Origin of the sequence: Herbaspirillum sp. BH-1, assembly GCF_002870055.1 — a bacterium.
Taxonomy (GTDB): Bacteria; Pseudomonadota; Gammaproteobacteria; order Burkholderiales; family Burkholderiaceae_D; genus Herbaspirillum; species Herbaspirillum frisingense.
Genome location: NZ_PKOI01000013.1, coordinates 44,723 through 68,937, shown reverse-complemented (window position 1 = coordinate 68,937; position 24,215 = coordinate 44,723). Strand labels below are relative to the sequence as shown.

Sequence of the window (24,215 nt, the reverse complement as noted above, 5' to 3'; positions counted from 1 at the left end):
CCCTCTTGGAGGGAAGACATATGCGCGAATAGACAAAATACTGTCAATCTGTAAGTTGTTGATTTGCATTGAAAACTGACCCACTGGCTGAAGTTTGACCGCCACATTGCCCCGTGCTGGCGGTGCCGGCGAATATTCACAACAACCAGCTCAAGCTACAAACTCCATGATCGTAGCGGCATCCTGCAATGCGTCATCAAACTCGTAGTTAGTTATGGGATGCAACTTGAGGAGCTCAACTAGGCGCTCGCGAATGACAAGTTCCACTTGGTTCGCCAATGCCTGCTCCCGTGCTCCAGACGTAAATCCTTGGTTGGTCACAGCAATCTTGCGGAACCGTGTACCTCGGAACCTTGCCTGGTACCTTGCCGCACCCGCCACCACTTCTTTGACGGCATCCCACCCGAGTTCTGCAGATTTTGAACTCTTGCACTGGATGAGCTCGCCGTCTCGTTTCTTCAAGGCGACGATGTCGATGCCGCCGTCGCCTCCGCGCTTTGGCGTGACGGTTGCTTGAAATCCTTGCTTCTGCCAAAGCAGAGCACAAAAAATCTCGAAGCTGTCTCCGTCCATTCGATCAACATCCTCCATCGTGAGGTGACGCTCTGGCAGAGCTTCCCCAAGTGTCCCATCTCCGACCAGTTCCTTGAAAGACGCATCCTTGCCGGAGCCGTTGAGCATAGCCGCTAACTCGCCATCGTCGAGCGTGGCACCAGCCAATCCGGCCTTCCGCTTCAAAAGCTGGTCCAGCCGCACTTCGAAAGTGGAGAAGTCGTCTGCGACCACGGTTGGGCAATACACGAATACGTCTCGCTCTTGGCCGATGCGATATGCCCGGTCCGTCGCTTGGGACTCCTTTGAGGGATTCCAAGCTCGCGTGAAGTGGAACACGTGGTTCGCGGCAGTGACGTTCAAACCGGCACCTGCGGCTAGTGTAGATAGGATGATGACGTCAAATCCTTCTTTTGCGGAGAACTTGTCAATGTACGCTTGGCGGCCCTGGGAATCGCCGTTGATGATGGATGGACGTAATCCGAACGACTCTTTCAAGAAGTAGTACAGCGCAGCCTGCGCCTCGCGAAGCTCAGTGAATACTATGGCCTTTTCGCCGGCCCGCCGGACTTCCTCGAGGCGTTCGAGCAGCCAGGCCAGTTTCGGCGAATTGGAGAGGTGTGTCTCTCGCCCGGCCTTATCCACAAGGAACTTGGTCCCGGGAAGGCAATAGGGCTCCGCGCAGACCGCCTTCATTAGGTGGAGCGCACCGAATGAGAGTTGTGCACGTTTACGGCCATTGGACTCATTGGCCGCATCTTGCAGCTTCTTCAATCCTCCCTTGTAAAGAATGCGCTGGCGATCGGTGATGGCGATTTCCAGGAGCTCATTCTCAGCCAGCTCTGGTTTGAACTGAAGCGCATCCCCCCCAGCCTTTTTCACTGCAAAAAACTTCTTCTTTAGATCAGCGGCAATGTCAGCCTTAGTTCGACGTAGCGTCTGCGGCGCAATTGCCGCCTGCAGTCTCTTCATCGAAGCAACCTGCTCGCCCGTCTCACATTCGATAGGGCGACGGTAGTTTTTGCCGAAGTCTTCCAGAGCCCCGAGCAGGCCGGGCTGAACTAGGTCAAACAAGCACCAAAGATCGGCAAGGGAATTTTCTACGGGTGTTCCAGTACAAGCGATGCGGAAGTCGGCTTTAAGCTTCTTCGCCGCAAGGGTCACCATCGTGCCCGGCGTCTTGATGCGTTGGGCTTCATCGCAGATAAGGAGCGCAAAAGGCTGCTTGGCCAACGAAAACTCGTATGAGGTCAGCATTTCGTAGGTCGTAACGATGACCTTCGCCGTGCCAGCCCAGTTTGGCTTCAGCAGTTCGACGATACCTTTGTCCTGCAACTGGCTGTCGATGAGTCCGAGTGGTTGCATACGGTCCCTCAGTTCGTCGCCATATAGAACAAGCACTTCCGGGAACGATGCGCTGAAAAACTTTCGAGCTTCGTTCGCCCAGTTCTCCAGCAAACTCTTCGGAGCGAAGATAACGGACGGGGCCGCGTTGGGGTTTAACTCGTAGTACCACGCAAGCACGGACAGCAGTTGGACTGTTTTCCCCAGTCCCATGTCATCGGCGAGAAGGGCACCTCGGCACTCTGCTGGCCCCTTAGACATCAGATGCTGGAACCACGCAATTCCATAGAGCTGGTGTTTCTTGAGCTCAATGGCGGGACGCAGGCATCTCGGTAACTGCGCTGTCCATCCTTCCGGCAAGGCCAGCGACGTGCGGCGCTCTTCCTGGTAGTCGACACCGTGGAAGTTTGTTTTAATCAAGAGAGTCTCCTGAGGCCTCTTCTTCTTGCCCTTGGAGTCACCCTCAACCTTCACTCGATCCTCCTTGCCGAGCATGGAGTTGAATCCATCCGCGAGCGTACGAGCCTGCTCTGTAGATACGGCGGTCGGCAAGCTGGCGTTTCGCACCTCTGACGCTCCAGCCTTCTCCGCCTCATCAACTTGGCGGGTGAAGTCCTTCAGCCACTCCTTAGTGAGGGGGATGACCACCTGTCCTTCATGCCCCTGAAGACTCACAGTCACCATTGGAATTAGGTCGGATGGAAGCCAACCAGAATCGTCATCGCCTCCCTTTCTCTCGCGCTGGAAGACAGGCACATAGATTGTTTTGGCGACACCGATACCTTCGATGCGACTGCTATATCCATCGAGTTGGTAGACATCCTCGAAGCTGATGCGCTCGGCTGGTTGTGTACGCCATAAATGCGCCAACTGTATTCCTTGCTCCAACTGAATCGTCGACTCGGCGTCGACGGTCAGGTCATACTCATCCCACGGAAAACGCTCCCTATCTTGTTCGAGCGCAGACCTAAGCTCTTGCAGAAACGCGTCAAGTTCACTCGGCGTCCTGAACGTAGAACTATTTGTACGAGCAGCACCATCCCCGAAATGCTCCGTCACCAACAGGTCAACTGTGTTGACGCGACCTTGATCTGTTCTACCGATGATGCTGAAGACCGCCGCCACTGCGCCAGCCTCGGCGCGATCCTGTTCGAACTCGTCTTCCCGCAGGACTTCGCGTGCTCCGTCTCCAAGGAAGGCAAAGGGATTGTGAATGAACTTTTCAGCCTTGACGCCAGCAACCTTTCGACCTGGCATCTCCCTCTTGATAACGGCCAGAACCTTTCGCACGGGTTCGGAGACGACTACACGTACGCGACCGGAGCTGCGCGTCAGATCATAGTGCGGTTGCACGGAGTTAAATCCATCAAAGGCCGTGATCCAGCCATCCGGTGCACCCTCAAACGTCGGCGAGACCGTCAGGACCCGGCCAAATGGCGTGTCTTGGCTTGATAACGGCAGGCGCAGGCTGTCCGGGGTGAGGACGAGCGTCGTCTCCAGATACGTGTTAGCGTAAAGTGCTCCAGCTTGGTCTGCAACAAGGCGAATGCGCCCCCATGCCAACTCTTGTTCGTGTTGGTTGCGCTCGCTAGTCGGTCGAATGCGCAGAGCGGCAATCTGAGCGACCGTAGACCATGCACACGGAGAGAGCATCTGCGGTCGGCCACCGACAATAGCAACGGCACCTTCCAGCCGTTCTACCGTGACCGGACGGATCCCATCAGACCACCCCGAAACCTCAAGATCGAAGTCGGCCGAGGACAATGTGCCGGAGCCGTCGATTACTGGCCTAAGCGGCCCTTGAGGCGGAAGCTCGAACAGCTTCAGGGCACCGACGTGCTCAGCGGAAGTCTGCAAGGCAAAGATGTCAGCCCAAGAGACGGTTGCGTTGGTAACTGACAACTGGCAACGACCTTCAGAAGCTAACTGGGCAAGGTAGGCACCAAGTACGGTGTCTTCCACTCCAGCCTCGTGAATGGCATCAAGCAGTCCTTCTGGAGTGGGCTCTGTTAGCTCTTGCGCAAACTCAATGCGTACGCCGGCATCCGTCCAAGCTGTCTTGAGCGTTGGTTCCGAGGACTTGGCTGTCTTAGAACGCTTGAGAAAATCGAATAGGCCCATCAGGTCTCCGGGTAATACCAAGCCTCGCGGCTGTTGGCCCACTTGAATCCAAGTGCCTTCAATTCAGTTGCCAGTTGCGCTCGCTGAAGCGGGTCTTCGATCCAGAGACGCCCTCCATTTGAGGACTTCCGACGGTCGTTGATTGAAGCTCCTCGGAACTGGTCGACGACTGCTTTCAACCTCGCCATGTCAGGCCCTCCAGCAGTCGAGTTCGTTGCATTCGCTCCCGAACGATTTCCGACTCCAGCCATGCGTCCGGTGCTGGCGGTCATATCTGACGCTGAATCAGCCGCAACCCGCCGAGGTCCCGCGGCATCGGGAATAATCCCTAATTGTCGGAGCTCCTGCTCCGCTCGAGATGCCCAACCATCTCGATGCACAATGCGCAGGGCACAACCATCACGGTAACCAGCGCCCAAGTCGGAAGAGCCGCCCTCGTAGTGGCGCGAATACGGCTCGAACGGGAGTTGGTCAGCCTGATAGACATAACAAGCGTTCGGCTTCTTGCTGAATTCGATGATGAGATACGGGCCCAATTGCATCATGAAAGCATCGACCTCAGGCTTACTAGTGAGCTGGGCGTAAGCCCCTTCTTCCCGAGCAATTAGCTCCCGAACGCCTGTATTGGTCCGCTTCAGCGCCATTGTGTCGGCGCCGAATACCAGGCGGGTCCAGGAAATCTGCTTCATGTACTTCGACCAAAAGGCCAACCGCCCCTCATCCGCATTGTTTCGTGCTGCCAGGATGTCGAAGAAGTCTTTGAGGTTCCGCTCGTTGACCCACCCGAGAGCCATTCGCCAAACGGGGTCTGGAACTCTGTTCCAGGCCGTGGCGATACCTGCGGCTTTGAGCTTCGGGTTCTTCCAAATATTCGGTTGGCACACGAAGTCCCGCAACATCTCATCCGGGGGAGCCCCATCGCAAGCGTGATAACGTATGAGGATAACTTCAACAGCCTCGTCTCTGAAGCCAGGCCTGTTCTGGATGAGTTTGATGAGTTGAGGAATATGCCTGCGAAACTCGGCGTCAACCTCCGCAGCGGCCCTGTGGACAGCGCCGAGTACCAGTGAATGCCAGAACCAACTGGACGGCGGGATGCCGAGGTCCGTTGCCAGACGGTCCGTGGCTTCGGTCTCGCCACGTAGATAAGCTCGCGAGTACTTCTCGACTGGCCGCAAGGTGAGTACCTCGGTTTCTTGCCGTAGGACACAGATCCATTCTGGAATTAGGTCTTTGTCCGCTTGGCGGTCAATCAATGGCCACGTACGTTCGAGAAAAGCGCGAAGCGCTTCCCATCCCGCATGCGTCGAGTCGTCCCGTCCTCGGTCAAGGTCGAAGTGGAAGTACGAGTATAGAAGCCCATGCCAAGTTAGGCGCCACAGCTCTCCACGCTTAGCCTCGGCCTCATAAGAGGCTAGTAACGCCGGAAACTGCCTGGATGCCAGAGCCAATGCGCCAGCCTGCTCACGGATGGGCTCTGCGACAGCAGAGGCAACCAAATCACGTTGCCACGGATCAAGCGGTTGGCCACGCACGAAGGTACGCGCGGCGGCATAAGCGTCTTCCTTGCTGGGTTTTGCCTTCGCAAATCCTTGGAATAGTTGCTCTGCTTCGCGTGTCGGCTTCTCGATTAACTCTGGTTTCCCGAACTCCCCAGAATACAAGCCCATTGATGCCATCGACGTAGCTAAGTCAAGACTCAATCGCTGAAGAGCAGATGTGGCTAGCACCGACCAAACTCCTTCCCTTTCAGGACGTCGTTTGCCTTCGGCACCTTCTCGTCCAAGCCCCAGAAATCGATTTTGAACTCGACTCGGCGGCTTTCGGCTTTGTCCATCTTGATCGAATTGAACGAGTAGCCGCCTACAAGAAAGAGCTCTTGAACCTTCCGTAATTGCTCAGCTGTCAATCCGTCTGTCGATCCGCTGCTTTGAAACAGGGAGCAGACCACGCTTCGACTACGGTCGAGACTGAGCTGAAGGTTATAAAGGTAGGTTCCATCCTCGTCGGTGAATCCCTCTATAACGACGCTTCGCATCCAACGCCGACCTTCCTCCGTGTCCTTTGCCCGCAGGAGCACCGGAATGTAGCTGCGGAGAAACTGTCCAGCTGTCAGACTGATTGTGTAACTGCCACTGTCAAACCGAACCTCCTTACCGAGATCGATGCGGAAATTCTGTTGATCAACGCCGACCCCCGTACTCTTAGGGTCTTGCGCAATCATCTGCATCAGATGGCTGATTGCGGCGGTCCGCTCGATATTCGCTCGCGTAGCCGCGTCGATGCTCTGGGTGACCGAAACCAAAGTCACGGCCATTACAACGAGGAAGAGCACCATCAAAGCAGACATGAGGTCGGAGAATGAAATCCAGAACGGACTTTCCCCCTCGTGCTTTGCACCTCGCTTGAGAACTAGTCGCGCCAGCACGTCAGGCTCTCTTCATCCGCTGGACGGCATTGGCTAGTTCTTGCACTACACCGTTCAGGTGACCGGTGCCCTGCGCAAGGTGACGGTCAGTTTCGGCGATGGTCGACTTAACCTGACTGACTAACGAGTTACCGAAGTCGCTAAAAGCCTTTACCAGGGCCGCATTGACCTGGTCCAAGTGCAAACGAGCTTCCGCTTCTGCATCTCTCATAGATTCCGCACTTGACTTGATGCTGTTGATCAACTCCTGCGAAACGCCGGCTTCCTTCTTCACGGATTCGATTAACCCCATCAAGGATGCTACCTGCGCGTCGACTGTCTTGCGCGTGGTGTCGTACTGCTCGAACCCACGCTGAACCGCATTAGATGCTACTTGTAGGGACGCCGCCGTTGAAGCCAGAGTGTCCGTCACCTGAGTAGAGCGCTCAAATACGCCAGTCACAGCGGTTCCAGCGGTCTCGAAGCGCTGGGCTGCAGAGCCCATCGTCAGTGCCCCCTGATTCATGCCATCGATGGCCCGCAACGAGACATCGCCAAGCACGTCGATATTGCGTTGTGTCTTGGAGACTTGATCGGCAACGGCGCCGAGCAGGGACTCGACCTGTGTAGAGAGGCCGCCGACCAGCTGACTCGTCTGCACTGCCAGTCGTTCATTTCGGCTGGACTCCTCTGCAGCAGAGACTTTTCGAACACCTTCTAGCCCCTCCATCGCCATCGCGACTTCGCTGAGGACTTTCATCACGGCGTCATCCATCGCCTTCTTAGAGTTGCTTTGTTCCTCAGACGCAAGGCGACGAAACTCTTGGACAAACTCGCGCATCTGGTCGGTGAGCAGTTGCTGGTTGTCCGCGGCCTTCTTCATGGCGTCCTCGAGCGTTCCACTCATCTGTGAGGCGGCATGTTCATTGGTGTTCTTAATGTCTGCCAACAGGCCCTGCAGTGAGGATTGAACTGCTGCCATAGAGTCCATCGACCTCTGCATCTGTTCGTTGATACCTCGCATCTGTCCGCCGAAGGTATCTTCCAGCTTCGCCATGAAGCCAGTGAGCAGATTCTCCAGCATAGAGTTCACTTGGTCGCCGTTACCGCGAGTAGTAACCTCCATCGCTTCGCTGACACGCTTCATAGGCTCAGCGATGGCTGCCGAGATGGACTCACCAATGTGTTTGCCTAAGGCCAGCGATGACGATTCCTGTGCTGCGATCTGGCGGTCAACAAGGTTAGTCATCATTTTGTGGAGATCTTCGACAAGAGCGTCCTTTAACTGCGCCGTACTGGCAGCGCTCTGCTCAGAAGACTTAACCAGCCTTGCTAGATACTCCTCACCAGCACCGGTCTTGTACAAGCCATCAATGCCGTTAGTCAACTGCTCTGCCAGACGATAGAAGTAGGCGAGGACAAGGCGGCTGAGGAAGACCACCAGCATCGCGCAAAGGATGGCAAAACCAGACGCCACGAAGGCATGCTGGACACCCTCGAGCAGTGGCCCAAGTCCATTTACCGTGTTTTGGATTTTCTCGGGATCCACCTTGAATTTGTCGAGCCCATTCAGCAGGCCGGCAAATGTCCCGATGATACCTAGCCCGGTGAGGACGCCAGGCAGATGACGAGTGAACTCATCGAACAGGCGGCTATCAACCAAGACCTCCTTGGTGAACATTGCCTCGGCGGGAACCGTCGCACGGAACTCGGTCGAGGAGATGGCGCCGGAGCCCGCCAAGCGCACTTCGTGCACTGTATGCGCGTATTCTTCCCATAGATGCCGGAATGGCTCCTTCGAGAACACATCGTTGACGTCATGTGGATTGGGAGCGGAACCTGCTAATTGGCGAACGGCCTTCACCGATGCCTTCAGCTGCAGCCATACTTGGGTACCCTTCACAGCGTATCCAATCATGAAGATGGCCGTGAATACCGCGACCAAAAGAAAAACGTATAGCGGCAATCCTTGAAGGCTTGCGAGCGACGGATGGACTGAGCCCAATGCCTTGGATACTTCGTTCACTTCTTCCCCCTCCCCGACCTACGTTCCCCTTTATTCGACGAGTCTCCCATCTTCTCGGCGATTCCATTGCGCACGCAGAACTCCTCGACAAGGACTTTCGACATGTTGGTCAGCTTCGATACTCGTGGTCGGCAGTTGCAGCTAAAAGCCTTTTGATTCTTTGCTCGACCCTGAACAACCTCCCGATGGCCTTCTCGGAGCCCATATTTTTTTGCGTTGCGCGATATATATACTACAACGTAAAACACGGCCAGGTGACTAAGCCGGCGCGCCACCAGACGTAACTTAACCCACCCCACCGCCATAAGAGTTTGTGAGAAACAGGGGCCAGACGCACGGATAAGTGAGGATGCACTCAACCATTACAGTTAAATACATCGCACTTAACTACCTTTCACCTCTATTCACAAACCTCACCTCCACCCGCCGATTCCGCTCATCACTGGCAGCCAGCCCCGGTAAAGGCTGCGAATCCCCATACCCCGCCACGATCACCCTGCGTGCGGCTTCCGGTGCGCTACGCCCGATCAGCAGCAGTCGCGCTTCGCGCGCACGGGCGGCGGAGAGGGTGATGTTGTCGTCATAGACGGTGCAGTAGGCGCGGACATCCGTCACCGGTGCCTTGACCGGCTTGTCGTCGGTATGGCCTTCCACATAGATGCGGCCTGCCGGGTTCTGCTTCAGGTAATCGGCGATGCGTTGCTCCACCTGCGCAAAGGCGGCCCGGGCTTCTGGTTCCACGCAGGCGCTGCCGCGGCGGAAGGCGCCTTCCTTCAGGGTGATCGTGCCTGCCTCGGTATCGATGGCAACCAATCGGGACGCACCCTGCTGCGCAAATACGTTCTGCACCTGTCGCAATACGCCGGTCACGCCCTGCTCCCGCTGATCCTGTTCCCGCTGTTCCTGCGTCGCCGTGGGCGTGTCGGCTCGCGATGCAGTCGGCGTCGTTGTCGGCTGCGCCGACGCTGGCGCCGTCGAGGGCGTGGGCCGGGGTGGGGTCGGTGTCGGTGCTGGCGTAGTTGCTGGTGTAGTTGCTGGCGGTGATGCCGGCGTCGGCAATGGTGCCGCGGCCGGCACCGTGGCCGAGGCAGGCGGCACGCTCTGCGCTGTACGTTGCTGCGCAAGGGCGGCCTGCGCGGCCTCGGTCCCGCCTGCGCGATGCACGGCCAGCAGCAGCACCAGCACCGCCGCCAGGGCGGCCATCAGGCCGGTGGCAACCACCCATTCGTTGTCTGCCTGTTTCATCGCTGCCTCAGGTCAGGAAGAGCGTGCAGTCTGCCGCTGCAGGGCGTCCATCAACTCGGCATGGCGCAGGTGGGCGCGTTGCGCTTCGGCCTGTTGTGCCGCCAGCAGCGCGTTGCCGCTGTGGGTGATGGCGTCGATCAGGCGCTGCCGGTCTTGCGCCTCCAGTTGTGCGCGGGCGTGTGCCTGTTCGGTATCGACCCGCCTGAGAGTGCTCACGCTCCAGGCCAGGCGCGCCTGTTCGCGCGCGCTGAGGGTGATGCAGATCTTCAGGATCAGGTAGGCCAGGATGCCCCAGGTGGCCATCCTGAACTTGGCGCCCAGCGCATCGATGACCGCTGCCAGTGCGCCCGGTGCCTGTTGCGGGCCGAGTACCGCAGCCGTATCGCCCAGGGCCAGACCCAGGCCGACGAAGCTGCCGAGCAGGCCCAGCATCAACACCATGCCAGGCGCGACCTGCGCCCAGCGTTCCGGCGCGGTCGCGACGGCCTGGCTCAATTCTTCCGGGGTGGTGGGTGCAGGCAGGGCGAGGCGCCCGCCGGTGAGTGCGCCCAGGCGGGCCTCCCATTGCGCCGGGCGGGCGCTGCGCGCCAGCAGCAGCGGCAGCCCGATCACCAGCGCCAGCAATAGCAGGGCCACCACGAGCTGCAGGCCGCCATCGACCGCGCCATTCCATTGCGGCATCAAAAAGTCCAGCACGGATTTATTCATCGCCGGCCCCCGTCTGCATCGTCCATCCCCTCATCCCTTCCCCCTTGTCGCTTGGTCGCTTTTGTCTCATTACCACCTGTAAAGAATGAAGATTAGCAGAAAGACCACACCCAGTGACCAAATGCCGCCTTCAGCAGACTGCTGTAATGAACCGGTCACAAGTCGTCAGCAAAATTTCAGTTCTTTACAATCTGCTATCAACTCTTTGCACATGGCGCGCTCCTCCTTCCCTCTTCGTCTGCTTCCCTTGGTGCTTGCCCTGCAGGCGATCTACGCTCCCGCCCACGCGGCCAACTACACGGTCGGCAACGGCACCACCGACACCACGGCCAAGACGCTGACCAAGAACGGCAGCGACACCATCACCGTCGATGCCGGCGGTACGCTGGCCTCGGGCAGCGCGGCCAGCATCAAGACCTCGCAGGACAACGACAACCTCTCCACCGTCACCATCAACAACGCCGGTACGATCAGCCAGACCAGCGGTCTGTCAGCCATCAGCATCAACAACAAGAAGGTCAACCTGATCCTCAACAATGCGCTGGGCGGGGTGATCACGAGTTCGTCGAGCGCGGCCAAGACGCCGACCATCCTGATCGGCAAGGGCAGCGATAGCTTCTCCATCGTCAACCTCGGCACCATCTCGCAGACCGGGCCGACGCCGACCAATGCGGACAACGGCAAGAACTACGCGATCAATGCCAACGGTGACTACTCCACGACCGGCAACACCATCGTCAACGGCTCGGCCACCAACAGCAGTGCCACCATCAGTTCGTCGAGCTCGACCGCGATCAAGATGGGCTCCAACATCCTGCTGACCAACTATGGGCGTATCTTCACCACCAGCCCGGTCAATACGTCCTGCCCGGATTACCTCAGTGCCTGCGCCAGCGGCTCGCCGCCGAAGGCGGCCGATGGCATCTCCATCGATGATGGCATCAAGAATGCCGTCGTGGTCAACTACGGCAGCATCACCGGCGCGCGCCATGGCATCGATGGTGGTGACCCGGTCGCCGCCACGCCGGACAACAACCTGGCCAATGCCATCCAGCTCACCCCGCACCTGACCACCACCGGCATCAGCTTCGATGCCACCTATGCCGATGGCAGCACGCGCAGCAATGTCACCATCAGCAACAACGTGGTGATCAACCAGGCCGGCGGCGTCATCACCGGCAATAACGGCTCGGGCGTCGGTTTCGACAGTCACGGCGTGGTCTTCAACTACGGCACCATCGTCGGCAACTATGCCGGTAGCGGGCGCGTGTATGACGTGCTGGGCAACGGTGCCACCACCAGCAATGGCGACGGTGACGGCGTGGACATCGACGGTACCGCCTATATCGAGAACTGGGGCAGCATTCGCGGCACTGGCGCCGGTGGTCTGGATTCTACCGGCCAGCCCAATGGCGCCGATGGCGTGGCCGCTGGCGGCGGCACGGTGATCAACCATGCCGGCGCGGTGATCTATGGCGATGCGCACGGCATCCTGATCGACGACGGCAATGACTGGTCCAAGGACGCCAGCAATCCGCTCATCACCTACAACAACGGCAACACCACCGGGCGCGGCACCAGCAGCGTCAATGGCAGCAAGGCCTACATCGTCAACGACGGCAGCATCATCGGCAACAAGGGTGTGGCCGTCGGCCTGGTGGGCAACTACGACGACACCCTGATCAACAATGCCAGCGGCGTCATCACCGGTGGCGCCCAGGCCACGCTGACCGGCCAGGGTGGCAGCACCACGCCGGGCGCGGCGGTGCAGATGGGCGGCGGTAACGACACCCTGATCAACTACGGCCGCATCGAAGGCAAGAACGGCATGGCCATCGACATGGGCGATGGCGACGACTCGCTGCAATTGCTGGGCGGTACCGTGATCGGCACCATCAACGGCGGCGCCGGTACCGACACGCTCACCACTGGCGGCAACCAGACCTTCGCGGCGGGTGTGCTGTCGGGCTTCGAGAACTTCGTCGTGCGCGATGGCGTCACGCGTTTCAACTATGACCTGGGCACGGTCAGCAACATGACTGTCAACCAGGGCGCCGTGCTGCAGGTCAATGGCGCCTTCGGCACCAGCGGCAACCTGGCCGTCAATGGCGTGTTCCAGGCGGCCGATGGGACGGCGGTGCGCAGCATCAATGTCGGCGGCAATTTCTCGCTGGGCAGTGGCGCCACCCTGCAGGTCGGCGTGGCCGGTCCGCAGGCCGACCAGATCGTCGCCGCCGGCCGCGCCACGCTGGCCAATGGCGCCACCGTGCAGCCGGTGGTCAAGACCTACGTCCCCAACAGCGCCCGCTGGACCATTCTGTCGGCGGCCGGCGGCGTCTCGGCCGATGTGTCGCAACTCCAGGTGGCCAACACTGCCACGCTGAACTACAGCCTGCAGCTCAGTGGCAATGACCTGATCCTCAGCGCGCAGCGCACCAGCAGCGTCAGCGATGTCACCGGCAGTCCGCTGGGCCGGGCCCTGGATGCACTGGGCAACAACAGCAACAACGCACAGGTGCAATCGCTGCTGGCCTCGCTGGATGCGCTGCCCACTGCAAGCGCCTATCGCAGCGCGGTGCGACAACTGCAGCCCGAGACCAACCGCGCCAGCCAGCAGGCGGCACAGGTGGCCATGGGCAGCGTGTTCTCGGCGGTGTCCGGGCGCATTGATAGCGCGCGCAATGACAGCCAGGTTGCCAGCGCCTCCGGCATGGATGGCAAGCGCGGCAGCGGCATTTCCACCGGTGAAGCAGCTGCCCGTAGCCGCGTCTGGCTGCAAGGCCTGGGCGCCTGGGGCAGGCAGGATGCACGTGCCGGCGCCGATGGCTACAACATCAATGCCTACGGCATGGCGGCCGGCATGGAAACCGACCTCTCCGCACGCGAAGTGGCCGGCCTCACGCTGGGCTACACCCGCGCCGGTACCCGTGGCAACGACAATGCCAGCGGCAATGATGTCGATGTCGATGCAGTGAACCTGGGCGGCTACCTCGGCCTGGACATGGGTGGCTGGACGCTGGACGGCTCGCTGATGGTGGGTGGCAATCACTACAGCAGCAAGCGCGCCATCAACTTCCTCGGCCAGAACGTGAACGGCAGCTACAACGGCTGGCAGCTCGGCGCACGGGTCGAAGCCGGCCTGCCCTTTGCCATCAGCCAGACCTGGTCAGGCCGTTGGCTGGCGGGCCTGCGCCTGTCGCACCTGGCCAACCAGGGCTATACCGAGAGCGGCAACGCGGCGCTGGCCCAGAACGTGGGCGCGACCAATGCCAATTCCGTACAGCCGACGCTGGGCGTGGAACTGAATCGTGTCAACGACAACGGCGACCGTCTGCAACTGCGCGCACGCTACCTGCGTGAGCTGGCCGGCAATCCGGACGTCACCGCCAGCTTCGTGGCCGGCGGTCCCAGCTTCACCACCGCCAGCGCCGCGCCCAATCGCGATGCCGTGCAACTGGGCGCGAGCTATCGCTTCAATGCCGCCCACGGCAGCTACGGCACGCTGGGCTACGATGCCGAAATCCGCGATCGTGCACTGGTGCATCAATTGACGGCACGGGTGGGCTGGCTGTTCTGATCCGGCCTCATTCCACCAACGGCCCGCAGCGTCAGCTTGCGGGCCGTTTTTACTCGGGGGACAATGCGCGCCATGCGCTTACCCTTCCTACCTCATCTGCCCTATCGGAATTTCCTCGCCGGCCTGGCCATCCTGCTGGCCGGCTGTGCCGGCGATCCCCTGCAACATGCCGATGGACTGGCCTCCGGCGCGGCTTTCCAGCGCGAAGAGATCGACACTGGCCGCTTCGTGCTCACCACCTACGTGAAGGCGCGACCCGCGCCGGCCGTGCTGCGCGTCTATATCGAGGGGGATGGCCGTGCCTGGCTCAGCCGCACCCAGGTCTCGCCCGATCCGACCCCGCATGAAGCGATGGGCCTGCAATTGGCGCTGAGCGATGCCCGCGCCGATACCGCCACAGATGCGGCGAACGGTACCGCCCTGCTCTATCTGGCGCGCCCCTGCCAGTTCACGCCGATGGCACGCAACCCCGCCTGTGGCCCGGCCTACTGGACCGGTCTGCGCTATGCCCCGGAGGTGGTCGATGCCATGAACCAGGCCCTGAGCCAGTACGTGGCACGCTTCAAGCCGGCACGCCTGGAACTGGTCGGGTATTCCGGCGGCGGTGCCATCGCGGTGCTGCTGGCAGCGCGGCGCCAGGATGTCAGTGTCATCCGCACCATCGCCGGCAACCTGGATCACGTGGCCGTGAACCGCTGGCATCAGGTCTCGCAGATGCCGGGCTCGCTCAATCCCATCGACGTGGCGCAGCGGGTGAGGTCTATCCCGCAACGTCACTTCAGCGGCGCCGATGATCGCGTCGTCCCCACCACCATTACCCGCGACTTCGTGGCACAGACCGGGGCCTGCGCTGCCCTGCAGGTGGTGCCGGGCATGGCCCACGAGAGCGACTGGCCGGCCATCTGGCCGGGCCTGCTGCGCCAGCCCTTGCCCTGCACTTCGCACACTGCTGCTGCCGGCGGCAAGACACAATAAAAAAGGGTAGCCACGGCTACCCTGGCTACCCTCTTTCGATTTCCTGGTGTGGGGATCAGGCCGCCGCATCACGGCTTGCCGATTCCGTCACACCGGGGCTGGCACCTTACAGCGCCATGTCGGCTGCGGCATTGGCCTTGGGCTTTTCCATGCTGCCCTTGGCGCTGTCCTTGCCACCGGCCTTGGGGGCGATCACCGGTGGCGGTGCCAGTTGCAGCACCTCGCTGGTATAGGCCCATTCCTTGGCAACCTGGTCGGGATGGTCATTGAGCCTGGTGCCGTAGCTGGGGACGATCTGGCGCACCTTCTGCTGCCATTCGGGCGTGGCCAGCTTGTCCTTGAAGACCTTCTCCAGCACAGTCAGCATGATCGGCGCCGCGGTGGAGGCACCGGGCGATGCGCCCAGCAGGCCGGCCATGCTGCCGTCGGCCGAGGCCACGATCTCGGTACCCAGCTTGAGCACGCCACCCTTGCTGTCGTCGCGCTTGATGATCTGCACGCGCTGGCCGGCCTGCCACAGGCGCCAGTCTTCCTTCTTTGCATTGGGGACGTATTCCTTCAGAGCCGCGAAACGCTGGTCGTCGGACTGCATCAACTGGCCGGCCAGGTATTCCACCAGCGGATACTCGTCGATACCGACGCGGGCCATCGGCCAGACGTTGTGGGTGGTGGCGGTGGAGAACAGGTCCCACAGCGAACCTTGCTTCAGGAACTTGGTCGAGAAGGTCGCAAAGGGTCCGAACAGGATCACCCGCTTGCCATCCAGCACGCGGGTATCCAGGTGCGGCACCGACATCGGCGGCGCGCCCACGGAAGCCTTGCCATAGGCCTTGGCCAGATGGCGCTCGGCGATGGCAGGGTTGTCGGTGATCAGGAACGAACCACCGACCGGGAAGCCTGCGTAGTCACGCGCTTCCGGGATGCCGGATTTCTGCAGCAGCTTCAGCGCGCCGCCACCGGCGCCGATGAAGACGAACTTGGCATCGGTCTCGGTGGTGCTGCCATCCTTGAGGTTCTTGTAGCCGATGCGCCAGCTGCCGTCAGCGTTGCGGGTGATGTCGCGCACTTCGCTGGAGAGCTTCAGCGCGAAATTGGGGCGGCTCTGCAGATAGCCGGCGAACTGGCGGGTGATCTCGCCGAAGTTCACATCGGTACCCAGCGGCGTCCAGGTGGCGGCCATCTTCTGCGCCGGATCGCGACCTTCCATCATCAGCGGTACCCACTTGGCAATCTGCGCGTGGTCTTCCGAATATTGCATGCCGGCAAACAGCGGGCTGGCCTGCAGCGCCTCATAGCGCTTCTTGAGATAGGCCACGTTCTCGTCGCCCCAGATGAAACTCATGTGCGGGGTCGAATTGATGAAGGAGCGCGGGTTCTTCAGCACGCCGTTCTTGACCTGCCAGGACCAGAACTGGCGCGAGATCTGGAAGGCTTCGTTGATCTCGATGGCCTTGGCGATCTGGATCTTGCCGTTCTTGTCTTCGGGCGTGTAGTTCAGTTCGGCCAGGGCCGAGTGGCCGGTGCCGGCGTTGTTCCAGCCGTTGGAGCTTTCCTCGGCCACGCCATCCAGGCGCTCCACCATTTCCATGGACCAACCCGGTTCCAGCTCATTGAGCCAGACCGCCAGGGTGGTGCTCATGATGCCGCCGCCGATCAGCAGCACATCGACCTTCTTGACGTCGGCCGCCTGCGAGGCTGGTACGGTGACCAGCGCAACTACGAATCCCAGCAAGGCCAGGAAAGATTTTTTCAACATTGTCTAAACCGTTTGTGATGGAGAGAGGGCTGCCTCCCTGCGCCAGGCGCGGGAGTCGGACAACCGGTGCGGGACGCTTCCTGCACGCCTGCCGTGGAGGGCAGGCGCGACATGAGGCGCCACGTGCAATACGCGCCACTGCCTGGCGGCGTATCGGCGACCGGGCGTGGCCGCGCGGGGCCACGGCGCACGTCGCGGGTCGCGGGTCGGGGTTCGCTGCCCGCGGCGTGCCTGCCGGATTCAACTGCCTGTCCGATACCTGTCTCCGGCATTTGGGGAATGCCTGTACAAATCGTCTCCGTCAGAGCGGACCGGGATCGGGTCATGTCGAGGGAGCGCAGGGTAGCACGGTGCCGATACCGGTGGCGATTGCGGATATCCCTCATTACCACGCCGGCACAAGCCTGTTCTCGCTCAGGAAATCCCCGATACCGGCAGCACGATGGCTGGCTGACAATGGGAACAGCAAAAACAGTCACCATCCCTCACAGGGATCACCAGAACAGCCAGGGGCCCGTATGCAGACCGTCATCAACAAGCCGGAGAATTTCGCTTCCTACGTCTATCACGACCGGGCCTTCGACTGCGAAACCGCCAAGATCCTGCCGGGCGAGTACTACTACACCGGCGCCGACATGATGATCGTCACCGTACTGGGTTCCTGCGTATCAGCCTGCCTGCGCGATCGCGTCAGCGGCGTGGGCGGGATGAACCACTTCATGCTGCCCGACGGCGGTGGCGAGGCCGATAGCCCCGTCTCGGCCTCGATGCGCTATGGCACCTATGCCATGGAAGTGTTGATCAACGACGTCCTCAAGGCCGGCGCCCGGCGCGAGAACCTGGAATGCAAGGTATTCGGTGGCGGTGCGGTGCTGCGCGGGATGAACGCGATGAATGTCGGCGAACGCAATGCCGCCTTCGTCAGGAGCTTCCTCTCGGCTGAAAAGATCCGCGTGGTGGCCGAAGACCTCAACGACATCTGGCCGCGCAAGGTCCACTTCTTCCCCCGCAGCGGCAAGGTGCTGGTCAAGAAGATCAAGGACGCCGGCGCCGACCTGGCCAGCCGCGAACGCGAATATGCCTCCAAGCTGCAAGCCAAGCCGGTGGGTGGGGAAATCGATCTGTTCTGAATTTCTGCTCCACCAACGCCTCTTCTTCCCCTTCCGTATTGCGTACGACCGGTACGATGCCGGCGTGCGCGCTCGTCATTTCACGATTTTCAGCTTCTGGTAACATGGCGCGTCGGCAGCGACGTATCCATGTGGATACAATTGCGCGCGATATTGCGTTCGATGATCCGGCTGCCTTTCATGTGCATCGTCAAGGAAACAGGAAAGTTCAAGACATGGCTGGCCGGTCTGAAGGACCTGCGGCGCGTTCCAGAATCGTGGCCCGCATCGTACGTGCGGGATCAAGAAGAAGTGATTCGGCCAGGACATCAAGGGAGCCAGCATGACAAGTCGGAAATTCAGCAGCGGGGATCTGCAAGTCTCCGTGTTCGATCCGGTGGACTATCTCGACAGCGACCAGGCAATGGTCGCCTATCTCGAAGCCGCCTTCGAGGAGAACGATCCTGCCTTCCTGATGGGCGCACTCAGTGACGTCATCCGCGCCCGCGGCATTGCGGAAGTTGCCAGCAAGGCCGGGCTGGGACGGGAGAGCCTCTACAAGACCCTGAAGCCGGGCGCCGAACCGAGGCTGGGAACGATCCTGCGCCTGCTGGGCGCGCTTGGCATCCGCTTGAGCATCAGCCCTGCGCGGCCAATTCGCAAAGCGAGAAAACCTGCCGCTGCCAAACCTGCGAAGCCTGCGACGAAAGGCAGGCCCATCAGGAAATCGGCTTCGCCTCAGTCTTCCGTCGCCAAGGCCCGATCGCGGAAGGCCCATGAAGAAAAAGGTCCCACCAAGACCGGGGCCGCGCGAAGTCAGCCCTCCGCCTGAACCCTCTGACCATCAACAAAAAATGCCGCCCGGCACAACACCAGGCGGCATTCCGTTGCATCGACGCCCAACTTGCGGGCGCCTGGGCACTTACTTCTTCAGCGTCGTCAGTCCCTGTTCGGCCAGGGCCTTCAGCCAGCCCAGGCCGGCCGAGGTGGCGCCGGCCGGGTTGTATTCGCAACCGATCCAGCCCTGGTAACCCAGCGAGTCGATCAGTTTCAGCAGGTAGGGATAGTTCAGCTCGCCCACGTCCGGCTCGTGACGTTCCGGCACACCGGCGATCTGGATGTGGCCGATGCCGGGCATGTCGCGCTTGAGCTTCACGGCGACGTCGCCCTCGACGATCTGGCAGTGGTAGCAGTCGAACTGCACCTTCAGATTGGGTGCGCCCACTTCGGCGCAGATGGCTTGCGCATCATCCTGGCGGTTCAGGAAGAAGCCGGGAATGTTGCGGGTGTTGATCGGCTCGATGACCACGGTCAGGCCGGCGGACTCGGCCTGGTGCGCCGCGTAGGACAGGTTGTCCAGGTACACGGCGCGATGCTGTGCGCGATCCTGATCAGGCTTGATCAGGCCGGCCATCACGTGCAGGGTCTGGTTGCCGATCACGGCGGCGTATTCCAGCGCGGTGTCGATGCTGCGCTTGAATTCATCCTGGCGGCCCGGCAGCGAGGCAATGCCGCGCTCGCCGACAGCCCAGTCACCCGGAGGCGCATTGAACAGCGCCTGGGTCAGGCCGTTGGCCTCCAGGCGCGACTTGATCTCTTGCGGCTGATAGTCGTACGGGAACAGGAACTCGACGCCGGAGAAGCCATCCTTGGCGGCGGCGGCGAAGCGGTCCAGGAAATCGTGTTCCACGTACATCATGCTCAGGTTGGCGGCAAAACGCAGCATCGGGTTCTCCTTGATAACGAAGGGGGCCAGTGTAGCGCGAACGCGGATCGCCGCGCAGACACCGACGGTGCAGAAAACGTCAAAGCCCGCAGGCACAGGCATGCGGGCTTCGAACGGGACATCACATTACTTGTTGACCACGCTGGGCTTGGTCATCAGGGTGGCGATCGAACCCACCACCAGCATGATGGCCAGCATGTACATGCCGGTCGCATTGCTCTGGGTCAGGTCCTTGAAGTAACCGATCAGGTAGGGGCTGACGAAACCGGCCAGGTTGCCCACCGAGTTGATGGCGGCGATACCGACGGCAGCAGCAGCACCCGACAGGAAGGAGGTCGGCAGCGACCAGAACAACGGTGCGCAGGTCAGCACGCCAGCGGCAGCCAGCGACAGCGCGGCGATCGACACGGCGGTGTTGTCGGCGAACAGGGCCGCGCCCACGAAGCCCACACCACCCATCAGGGCCGGGATCACCAGGTGCCAGCGACGCTCGCGCAGGCGGTCGGCGCTACGGCCGATCAGGTTCATGGCGATGATGGCGCAGCCGAAGGGGATGGCCGACAGCAGGCCGATTTCCAGGTTGCCCTTCACGCCGGTGGCCTTGACCAGGGTCGGCATCCACAGTGTCAGGCCGTACTGGCCCATCACGAAGGAGAAGTAGATCAGGCACATCAGCCAGACACGCGCATCCTTGACGATGGCGCCGAAGCCGTGCTTGCTCTCCTTGCCCTTGGCGTCGCCGTCGATGTCAGCCTGCAGGGACTTCTTTTCGTCGTCACTGAGCCACTTGGCGCTCTTGACGTCGTTGTCCAGATAGAGGACCGTGGCCACGCCGATCAGCACGGCGGGAATGGCTTCGATCAGGAACATCCACTGCCAGCCTTCCAGGCCGCCATTGTTGTGGAAGGCATCCATGATCCAGCCCGACAGCGGGTTGCCCAGGATACCGGCCACGGGGATGCCGGACATGAACACCGCGATCACCTTGGCACGACGGTGTGAAGGGAACCAGTAGGTCAGGTACAGGATGATGCCGGGATAGAAACCGGCCTCGGCCAGACCCAGCAGAAAGCGCAGGATGTAGAACTGGGTGGCGTTCTGCACGAACATGAAGGCCGCCGAGAGGAGGCCCCAGGTGATCATGATGCGGGCGATCCAGATGCGCGCGCCGACCTTGTGCATCAGGATGTTGCTGGGCACTTCGAAGAGGAAGTAGCCGATGAAGAACAGGCCCGCGCCCAGACCGAAGACGGTCTCGGAAAAGCCCAGGTCCTGCGACATCTGCAACTTGGCGAAGCCGACGTTGACGCGATCCAGGTAGGCGATCACGTAGCACAGCATCAGGAAGGGCATGATGCGCCAGAAGACTTTCTTGTACAGACCGTCCTTGGTCTTGTCGTTGACGTCGAGTCCGACGCCGGTGTTGCTTGCGGTGGTCATGGTGTTACATCTCCCTAAGAGTGTCGCGGCTGCAGCTGCGGCCGCTGGTTGCTTGGTGCCCGTGGTCTGACGGGCAATTTATGGATTCAATCGAGGCGCCAGCTTCCCCTTCCGAAAGAGGCTGACACCCGGCATTGATGGACCGGTCTTGCGCCGGTTTTTTGTCCCATTCCCGCGCCTATCTCCTGACGATGGGCGCAGGCAGGGCATGACGGCCATCGGATGGCCGCCATGATTGCGTTGATGCTGTTGGGTAGCGAGCGCTTCCCTGGACTTGCCTGAATCGTCTGGCTTACCAGCGCGCCTTGAAGGTATCGCGCAGGTCCTGCAGCGCGGGCTCTTCCAGCGGCGTGGCGCGGCCGCCGGCGAGGTGCCACAGCTTGGCGGTTTCTTCCAGTTCTTCCAGGGCAAAGGCGGCCTTGGACACCGAACTCTCCCAGACCACCGGGCCGAGGCGTTCCAGCAGCACGCCGCGCACGCTGGTGGCGATCCTGGCGACCTGCTCGGCCACTTCCGGTGCACCCGGGCGGGCATAGCGGATCAGCGGGATGTGGCCGACCTTCATCACGTAGTACGGGGTGATCGGGGGCAGCACGTCCTGTTCGCTATACACGCCGTTGATGGTCAGCGCGACCAGATGCGTGGAGTGCGTGTGCACCACCGCATGCATCTCGGGATTGTTGTCGTAGATCGCGCGATGCAGTACCAGCGTCTTGGAGGGCTTGTCGCCCGAGACCCATTCGCCGGCCGCGTTGACCTTGGCGATGGCGGCCGGATCGAGGTAGCCCAGGCAGGCGTCGGTGGGCGTGATCAGCCAGCCGTCGTCGAGGCGGGCGCTGATGTTGCCGGCCGAGCCTACGGTGTAGCCGCGCTGGTACAGCGAAGCACCGATGCGACAGATCTCTTCGCGCAGTTGGCTTTCCTGGCTCATGCGGTTTTCCCGTCGAGGTAGCGCAGTGCTTTTTCGAAGAAATCGACGCTGCCGAAATTGCCCGACTTCAGGGCCAGTGCCACCGGTTGTTCATCCAGCGTGGCCGTGGCCGGCACACCCGGATCGATCTGCGGGCCGATACGCAGCGCCCGCACATCCAGCGCCTGCACCACCGCGCCGGAGGTCTCGCCACCGGCCACCACGAACTGGCGCACGCCACGCTGCTTGAGGCTGGCGGCGATGCTGGCCAGCGCCTGCTCGACCAGATGGCCGGCCTTGGCCACGCCCAGTTCCTTCTGCACCGCCTTGACTTCGTCAGGGGTGGCGGTGGCATAGATCAGCACCGGTTCGTTCTTGATGCGCTCGTCGGCGAAGGCCAGGGCCAGGGCCACCACGTCTTCGCCACGGGCCAGGGCCAGCGGATCGATGCGGAAGGCCGGACGCCTGGCCTTCCATTCGGCCACCTGGGCATTGGTCGCCTTGGAGGCGGAACCGGCCAGCACCACCGACAGGCCATCGACCTTGGGCAGTTGCGCGGCTTCGCCGGCGGCGGTGAGCAGGCCGGCGCGGCGGAAGTTCTCGGGCAGGCCCAGGGCCACGCCGGAGCCGCCGGTGATCAGTTTCAGTTCGGCGCAGGCTTCACCCAGGGTGAACAGGTCTTTGTCGGAGACGGCATCGGCAATCGCCATCTTCACGCCTTCGGTGCGCAGCGCGGTGAAGCGCTCCTGGGTGGCAGCCGCGCCACGGGCCACGGTGTCGTAGCGCACCAGGCCGACCTTGGACTCGGTCTGGCGCTGCAGCACGCGCACCAGGTTGGCGTCGGTCATGGGCGTGAGCGGATGGTTTTCCATGCCCGATTCATTCAACAGCGCATCGGCCACGAACAGGTAGCCACGATAGAGGGTGCGGCCGTTTTCCGGGAAGGCCGGGCAGGCGATGGTGAAGTCCACGCCCAGCTCCTTCATCAGCGCATCGGTGACCGGACCGATGTTGCCTTCGTCGGTGGAGTCGAAGGTGGAGCAGTACTTGAAGAAGAACTGCGTGCAGCCCTGTTGCTGCAGCCAGCGCAGCGCGGCCAGCGATTGTTCGATGGCCTCGGCGGCCGGCACGGTGCGCGACTTCAGCGCGATCACCAGCGCGTCGGCGGCGACGCCGGGCATTTCGCTGGGCACGCCGATGGTCTGCACGGTGCGCATGCCGCCGCGCACCAACATGTTGGCCAGGTCGGTGGCGCCGGTGAAATCATCGGCGATGCAGCCCAGCAAGGGTCGGGATTGGGACATGGAAGCTCCTCGATTCTGTGGTGGTGACGGCGTCTTGCCGACGACTTATTTGGCCTTGGCCGGCGGCAGGTCGATGCCCGGGAAGATCTTGATGACGGCAGAGTCATCCTCGCCGCCATGACCGGCGGTGGAGGCCATCATGAACATCTGGTGGGCAGCGGCCGACAGCGGCAGCGGGAATTTGCTGCGGCGGGCGGTATCGAGCACCAGGCCCAGGTCCTTGACGAAGATGTCCACGGCCGACAGCGGGGTGTAGTCGCCATTGAGGATGTGCGGCACGCGGTTTTCGAACATCCAGGAATTGCCGGCGCTATGGGTGATGACGTCGTAGAGCGCATCCGGATTGACGCCTTCGCGCAGGCCCAGGGCCATGGCTTCGGCAGAGGCGGCGATGTGCACGCCGGCCAGCAGCTGGTTGATGATCTTGACCTTGGAACCGATGCCGTGAGTATCGCCCAGGCGGTAGACCTTGCCGGCCATGCCAGCCAGCACGTCTTCGATCTTGGCGTAGACCTCGGCGGGGCCGGAGGTCATCATGGTCATTTCGCCCGAGGCGGCACGCGCGGCGCCACCGGAGACCGGCGCGTCCAGCAGCAGCAGGCCCTTGGCGGCCAGGCGCTGGCCCAGTTCGATGGCGAAGTCCGGCGCCACGGTGGCGCTGGAGATGACCACGCTGCCCGGCTTCATCTGCGCCACGGCACCGTTCTCACCAAAGAGCACGGTCTCGGTCTGGGCAGCATTGACCACCAGGGTGATGACCACATCCACCGACTTGGCCAGTTCGGCCGGATTGGCGCAGGCCACGCCACCGGCGGCGGCGAACTTGTCCAGGACTTCCTTGCGCACGTCACAGGCATGCACGTTGAAGCCGGCACGCAACAGCGAGCTGGCCACGCCATAACCCATGGCACCCAAACCGATCACACCTACATTCCTGGACATAATTGCCTCCGCGTTGTTGGCGCCGCTGCCGATGAATGAGGGCAGGACGTTGCGCCGGGTTGATGATGCGACG

16 protein-coding genes are annotated in these 24,215 nt (G+C 61.4%); 4 read left to right on the top strand and 12 right to left on the bottom strand.

What is annotated here, in order from left to right:
• Positions 1–150: 150 nt before the first annotated feature.
• From HBH1_RS17015 to HBH1_RS16990, 6 genes are all read right to left on the bottom strand, one after another.
• Complete coding sequence (locus tag HBH1_RS17015; RefSeq protein ID WP_102663699.1) at positions 151–4,017, bottom strand: SNF2-related protein; 3,867 nt, start codon at positions 4,015–4,017, stop codon at positions 151–153.
• Positions 4,017–5,747: an EH signature domain-containing protein gene (locus HBH1_RS17010; protein ID WP_102663698.1), complete on the bottom strand. Its 1,731-nt coding sequence runs from the start codon at positions 5,745–5,747 to the stop codon at positions 4,017–4,019. Before HBH1_RS17010 ends, HBH1_RS17015 begins: the two co-directional genes overlap by 1 nt.
• Positions 5,741–6,445, bottom strand: a complete 705-nt coding sequence (locus HBH1_RS17005) for an OmpA family protein (RefSeq protein WP_102663697.1) — start codon at positions 6,443–6,445, stop codon at positions 5,741–5,743. Before HBH1_RS17005 ends, HBH1_RS17010 begins: the two co-directional genes overlap by 7 nt.
• A 1-nt stretch (position 6,446) precedes the next feature.
• Positions 6,447–8,450, bottom strand: coding sequence for an anti-phage ZorAB system protein ZorA (gene zorA, locus HBH1_RS17000; RefSeq protein ID WP_102663696.1), 2,004 nt, complete (start codon positions 8,448–8,450; stop codon positions 6,447–6,449).
• Between the two features lie 387 nt (positions 8,451–8,837).
• Positions 8,838–9,695: an OmpA/MotB family protein gene (locus HBH1_RS25470; protein WP_233207639.1), complete on the bottom strand. Its 858-nt coding sequence runs from the start codon at positions 9,693–9,695 to the stop codon at positions 8,838–8,840.
• Positions 9,696–9,707: 12 nt separating this feature from the next.
• Positions 9,708–10,403 carry a hypothetical protein gene (locus HBH1_RS16990; RefSeq protein WP_102663695.1) on the bottom strand — a complete coding sequence of 232 codons (696 nt, stop codon included), beginning with the start codon at positions 10,401–10,403 and terminating at the stop codon, positions 9,708–9,710.
• Positions 10,404–10,653: 250 nt separating this feature from the next.
• Here HBH1_RS16990 and HBH1_RS16985 point away from each other — a divergent pair, with 250 nt between their 5' ends.
• Positions 10,654–13,980: an autotransporter outer membrane beta-barrel domain-containing protein gene (locus HBH1_RS16985; protein ID WP_233207643.1), complete on the top strand. Its 3,327-nt coding sequence runs from the start codon at positions 10,654–10,656 to the stop codon at positions 13,978–13,980.
• Between the two features lie 72 nt (positions 13,981–14,052).
• Complete coding sequence (locus HBH1_RS16980) at positions 14,053–14,955, top strand: alpha/beta fold hydrolase (protein ID WP_102663753.1); 903 nt, start codon at positions 14,053–14,055, stop codon at positions 14,953–14,955.
• 106 nt (positions 14,956–15,061) lie between these two features.
• Here the strand turns inward: HBH1_RS16980 and mqo are convergent, their stop codons facing one another.
• Positions 15,062–16,711 carry a malate dehydrogenase (quinone) gene (gene mqo / locus HBH1_RS16975; RefSeq protein ID WP_102663693.1) on the bottom strand — a complete coding sequence of 550 codons (1,650 nt, stop codon included), beginning with the start codon at positions 16,709–16,711 and terminating at the stop codon, positions 15,062–15,064.
• A 518-nt stretch (positions 16,712–17,229) separates the two neighbouring features.
• On the opposite strand from mqo, the gene cheD reads away from it, so the two are divergent.
• Together cheD and HBH1_RS16965 are read left to right on the top strand one after the other, a co-directional pair.
• Positions 17,230–17,841, top strand: coding sequence for a chemoreceptor glutamine deamidase CheD (cheD, locus tag HBH1_RS16970; RefSeq protein ID WP_102663692.1), 612 nt, complete (start codon positions 17,230–17,232; stop codon positions 17,839–17,841).
• 322 nt (positions 17,842–18,163) lie between these two features.
• Positions 18,164–18,652 (top strand): addiction module antidote protein, encoded by a 489-nt coding sequence (locus tag HBH1_RS16965; protein WP_102663691.1) that lies wholly within the window; start codon positions 18,164–18,166, stop codon positions 18,650–18,652.
• A 90-nt stretch (positions 18,653–18,742) separates the two neighbouring features.
• On the opposite strand, the gene otnI is transcribed toward HBH1_RS16965, so the two are convergent.
• The 5 genes from otnI to ltnD form a co-directional block, all read right to left on the bottom strand.
• Positions 18,743–19,546: a 2-oxo-tetronate isomerase gene (gene otnI / locus HBH1_RS16960; protein ID WP_102663690.1), complete on the bottom strand. Its 804-nt coding sequence runs from the start codon at positions 19,544–19,546 to the stop codon at positions 18,743–18,745.
• A gap of 126 nt (positions 19,547–19,672) precedes the next feature.
• Positions 19,673–20,986 carry an MFS transporter gene (locus tag HBH1_RS16955; protein WP_102663689.1) on the bottom strand — a complete coding sequence of 438 codons (1,314 nt, stop codon included), beginning with the start codon at positions 20,984–20,986 and terminating at the stop codon, positions 19,673–19,675.
• A 292-nt stretch (positions 20,987–21,278) separates the two neighbouring features.
• Positions 21,279–21,917: a 3-oxo-tetronate 4-phosphate decarboxylase gene (locus HBH1_RS16950; protein ID WP_006461464.1), complete on the bottom strand. Its 639-nt coding sequence runs from the start codon at positions 21,915–21,917 to the stop codon at positions 21,279–21,281.
• Positions 21,914–23,200, bottom strand: coding sequence for a 3-oxo-tetronate kinase (gene otnK / locus HBH1_RS16945; protein WP_102663688.1), 1,287 nt, complete (start codon positions 23,198–23,200; stop codon positions 21,914–21,916). The genes HBH1_RS16950 and otnK overlap by 4 nt, the downstream gene beginning before the upstream one ends.
• Positions 23,201–23,245: 45 nt before the next feature.
• Positions 23,246–24,142 (bottom strand): L-threonate dehydrogenase, encoded by an 897-nt coding sequence (gene ltnD, locus HBH1_RS16940; RefSeq protein WP_102663687.1) that lies wholly within the window; start codon positions 24,140–24,142, stop codon positions 23,246–23,248.
• Positions 24,143–24,215 lie beyond the last annotated feature (73 nt).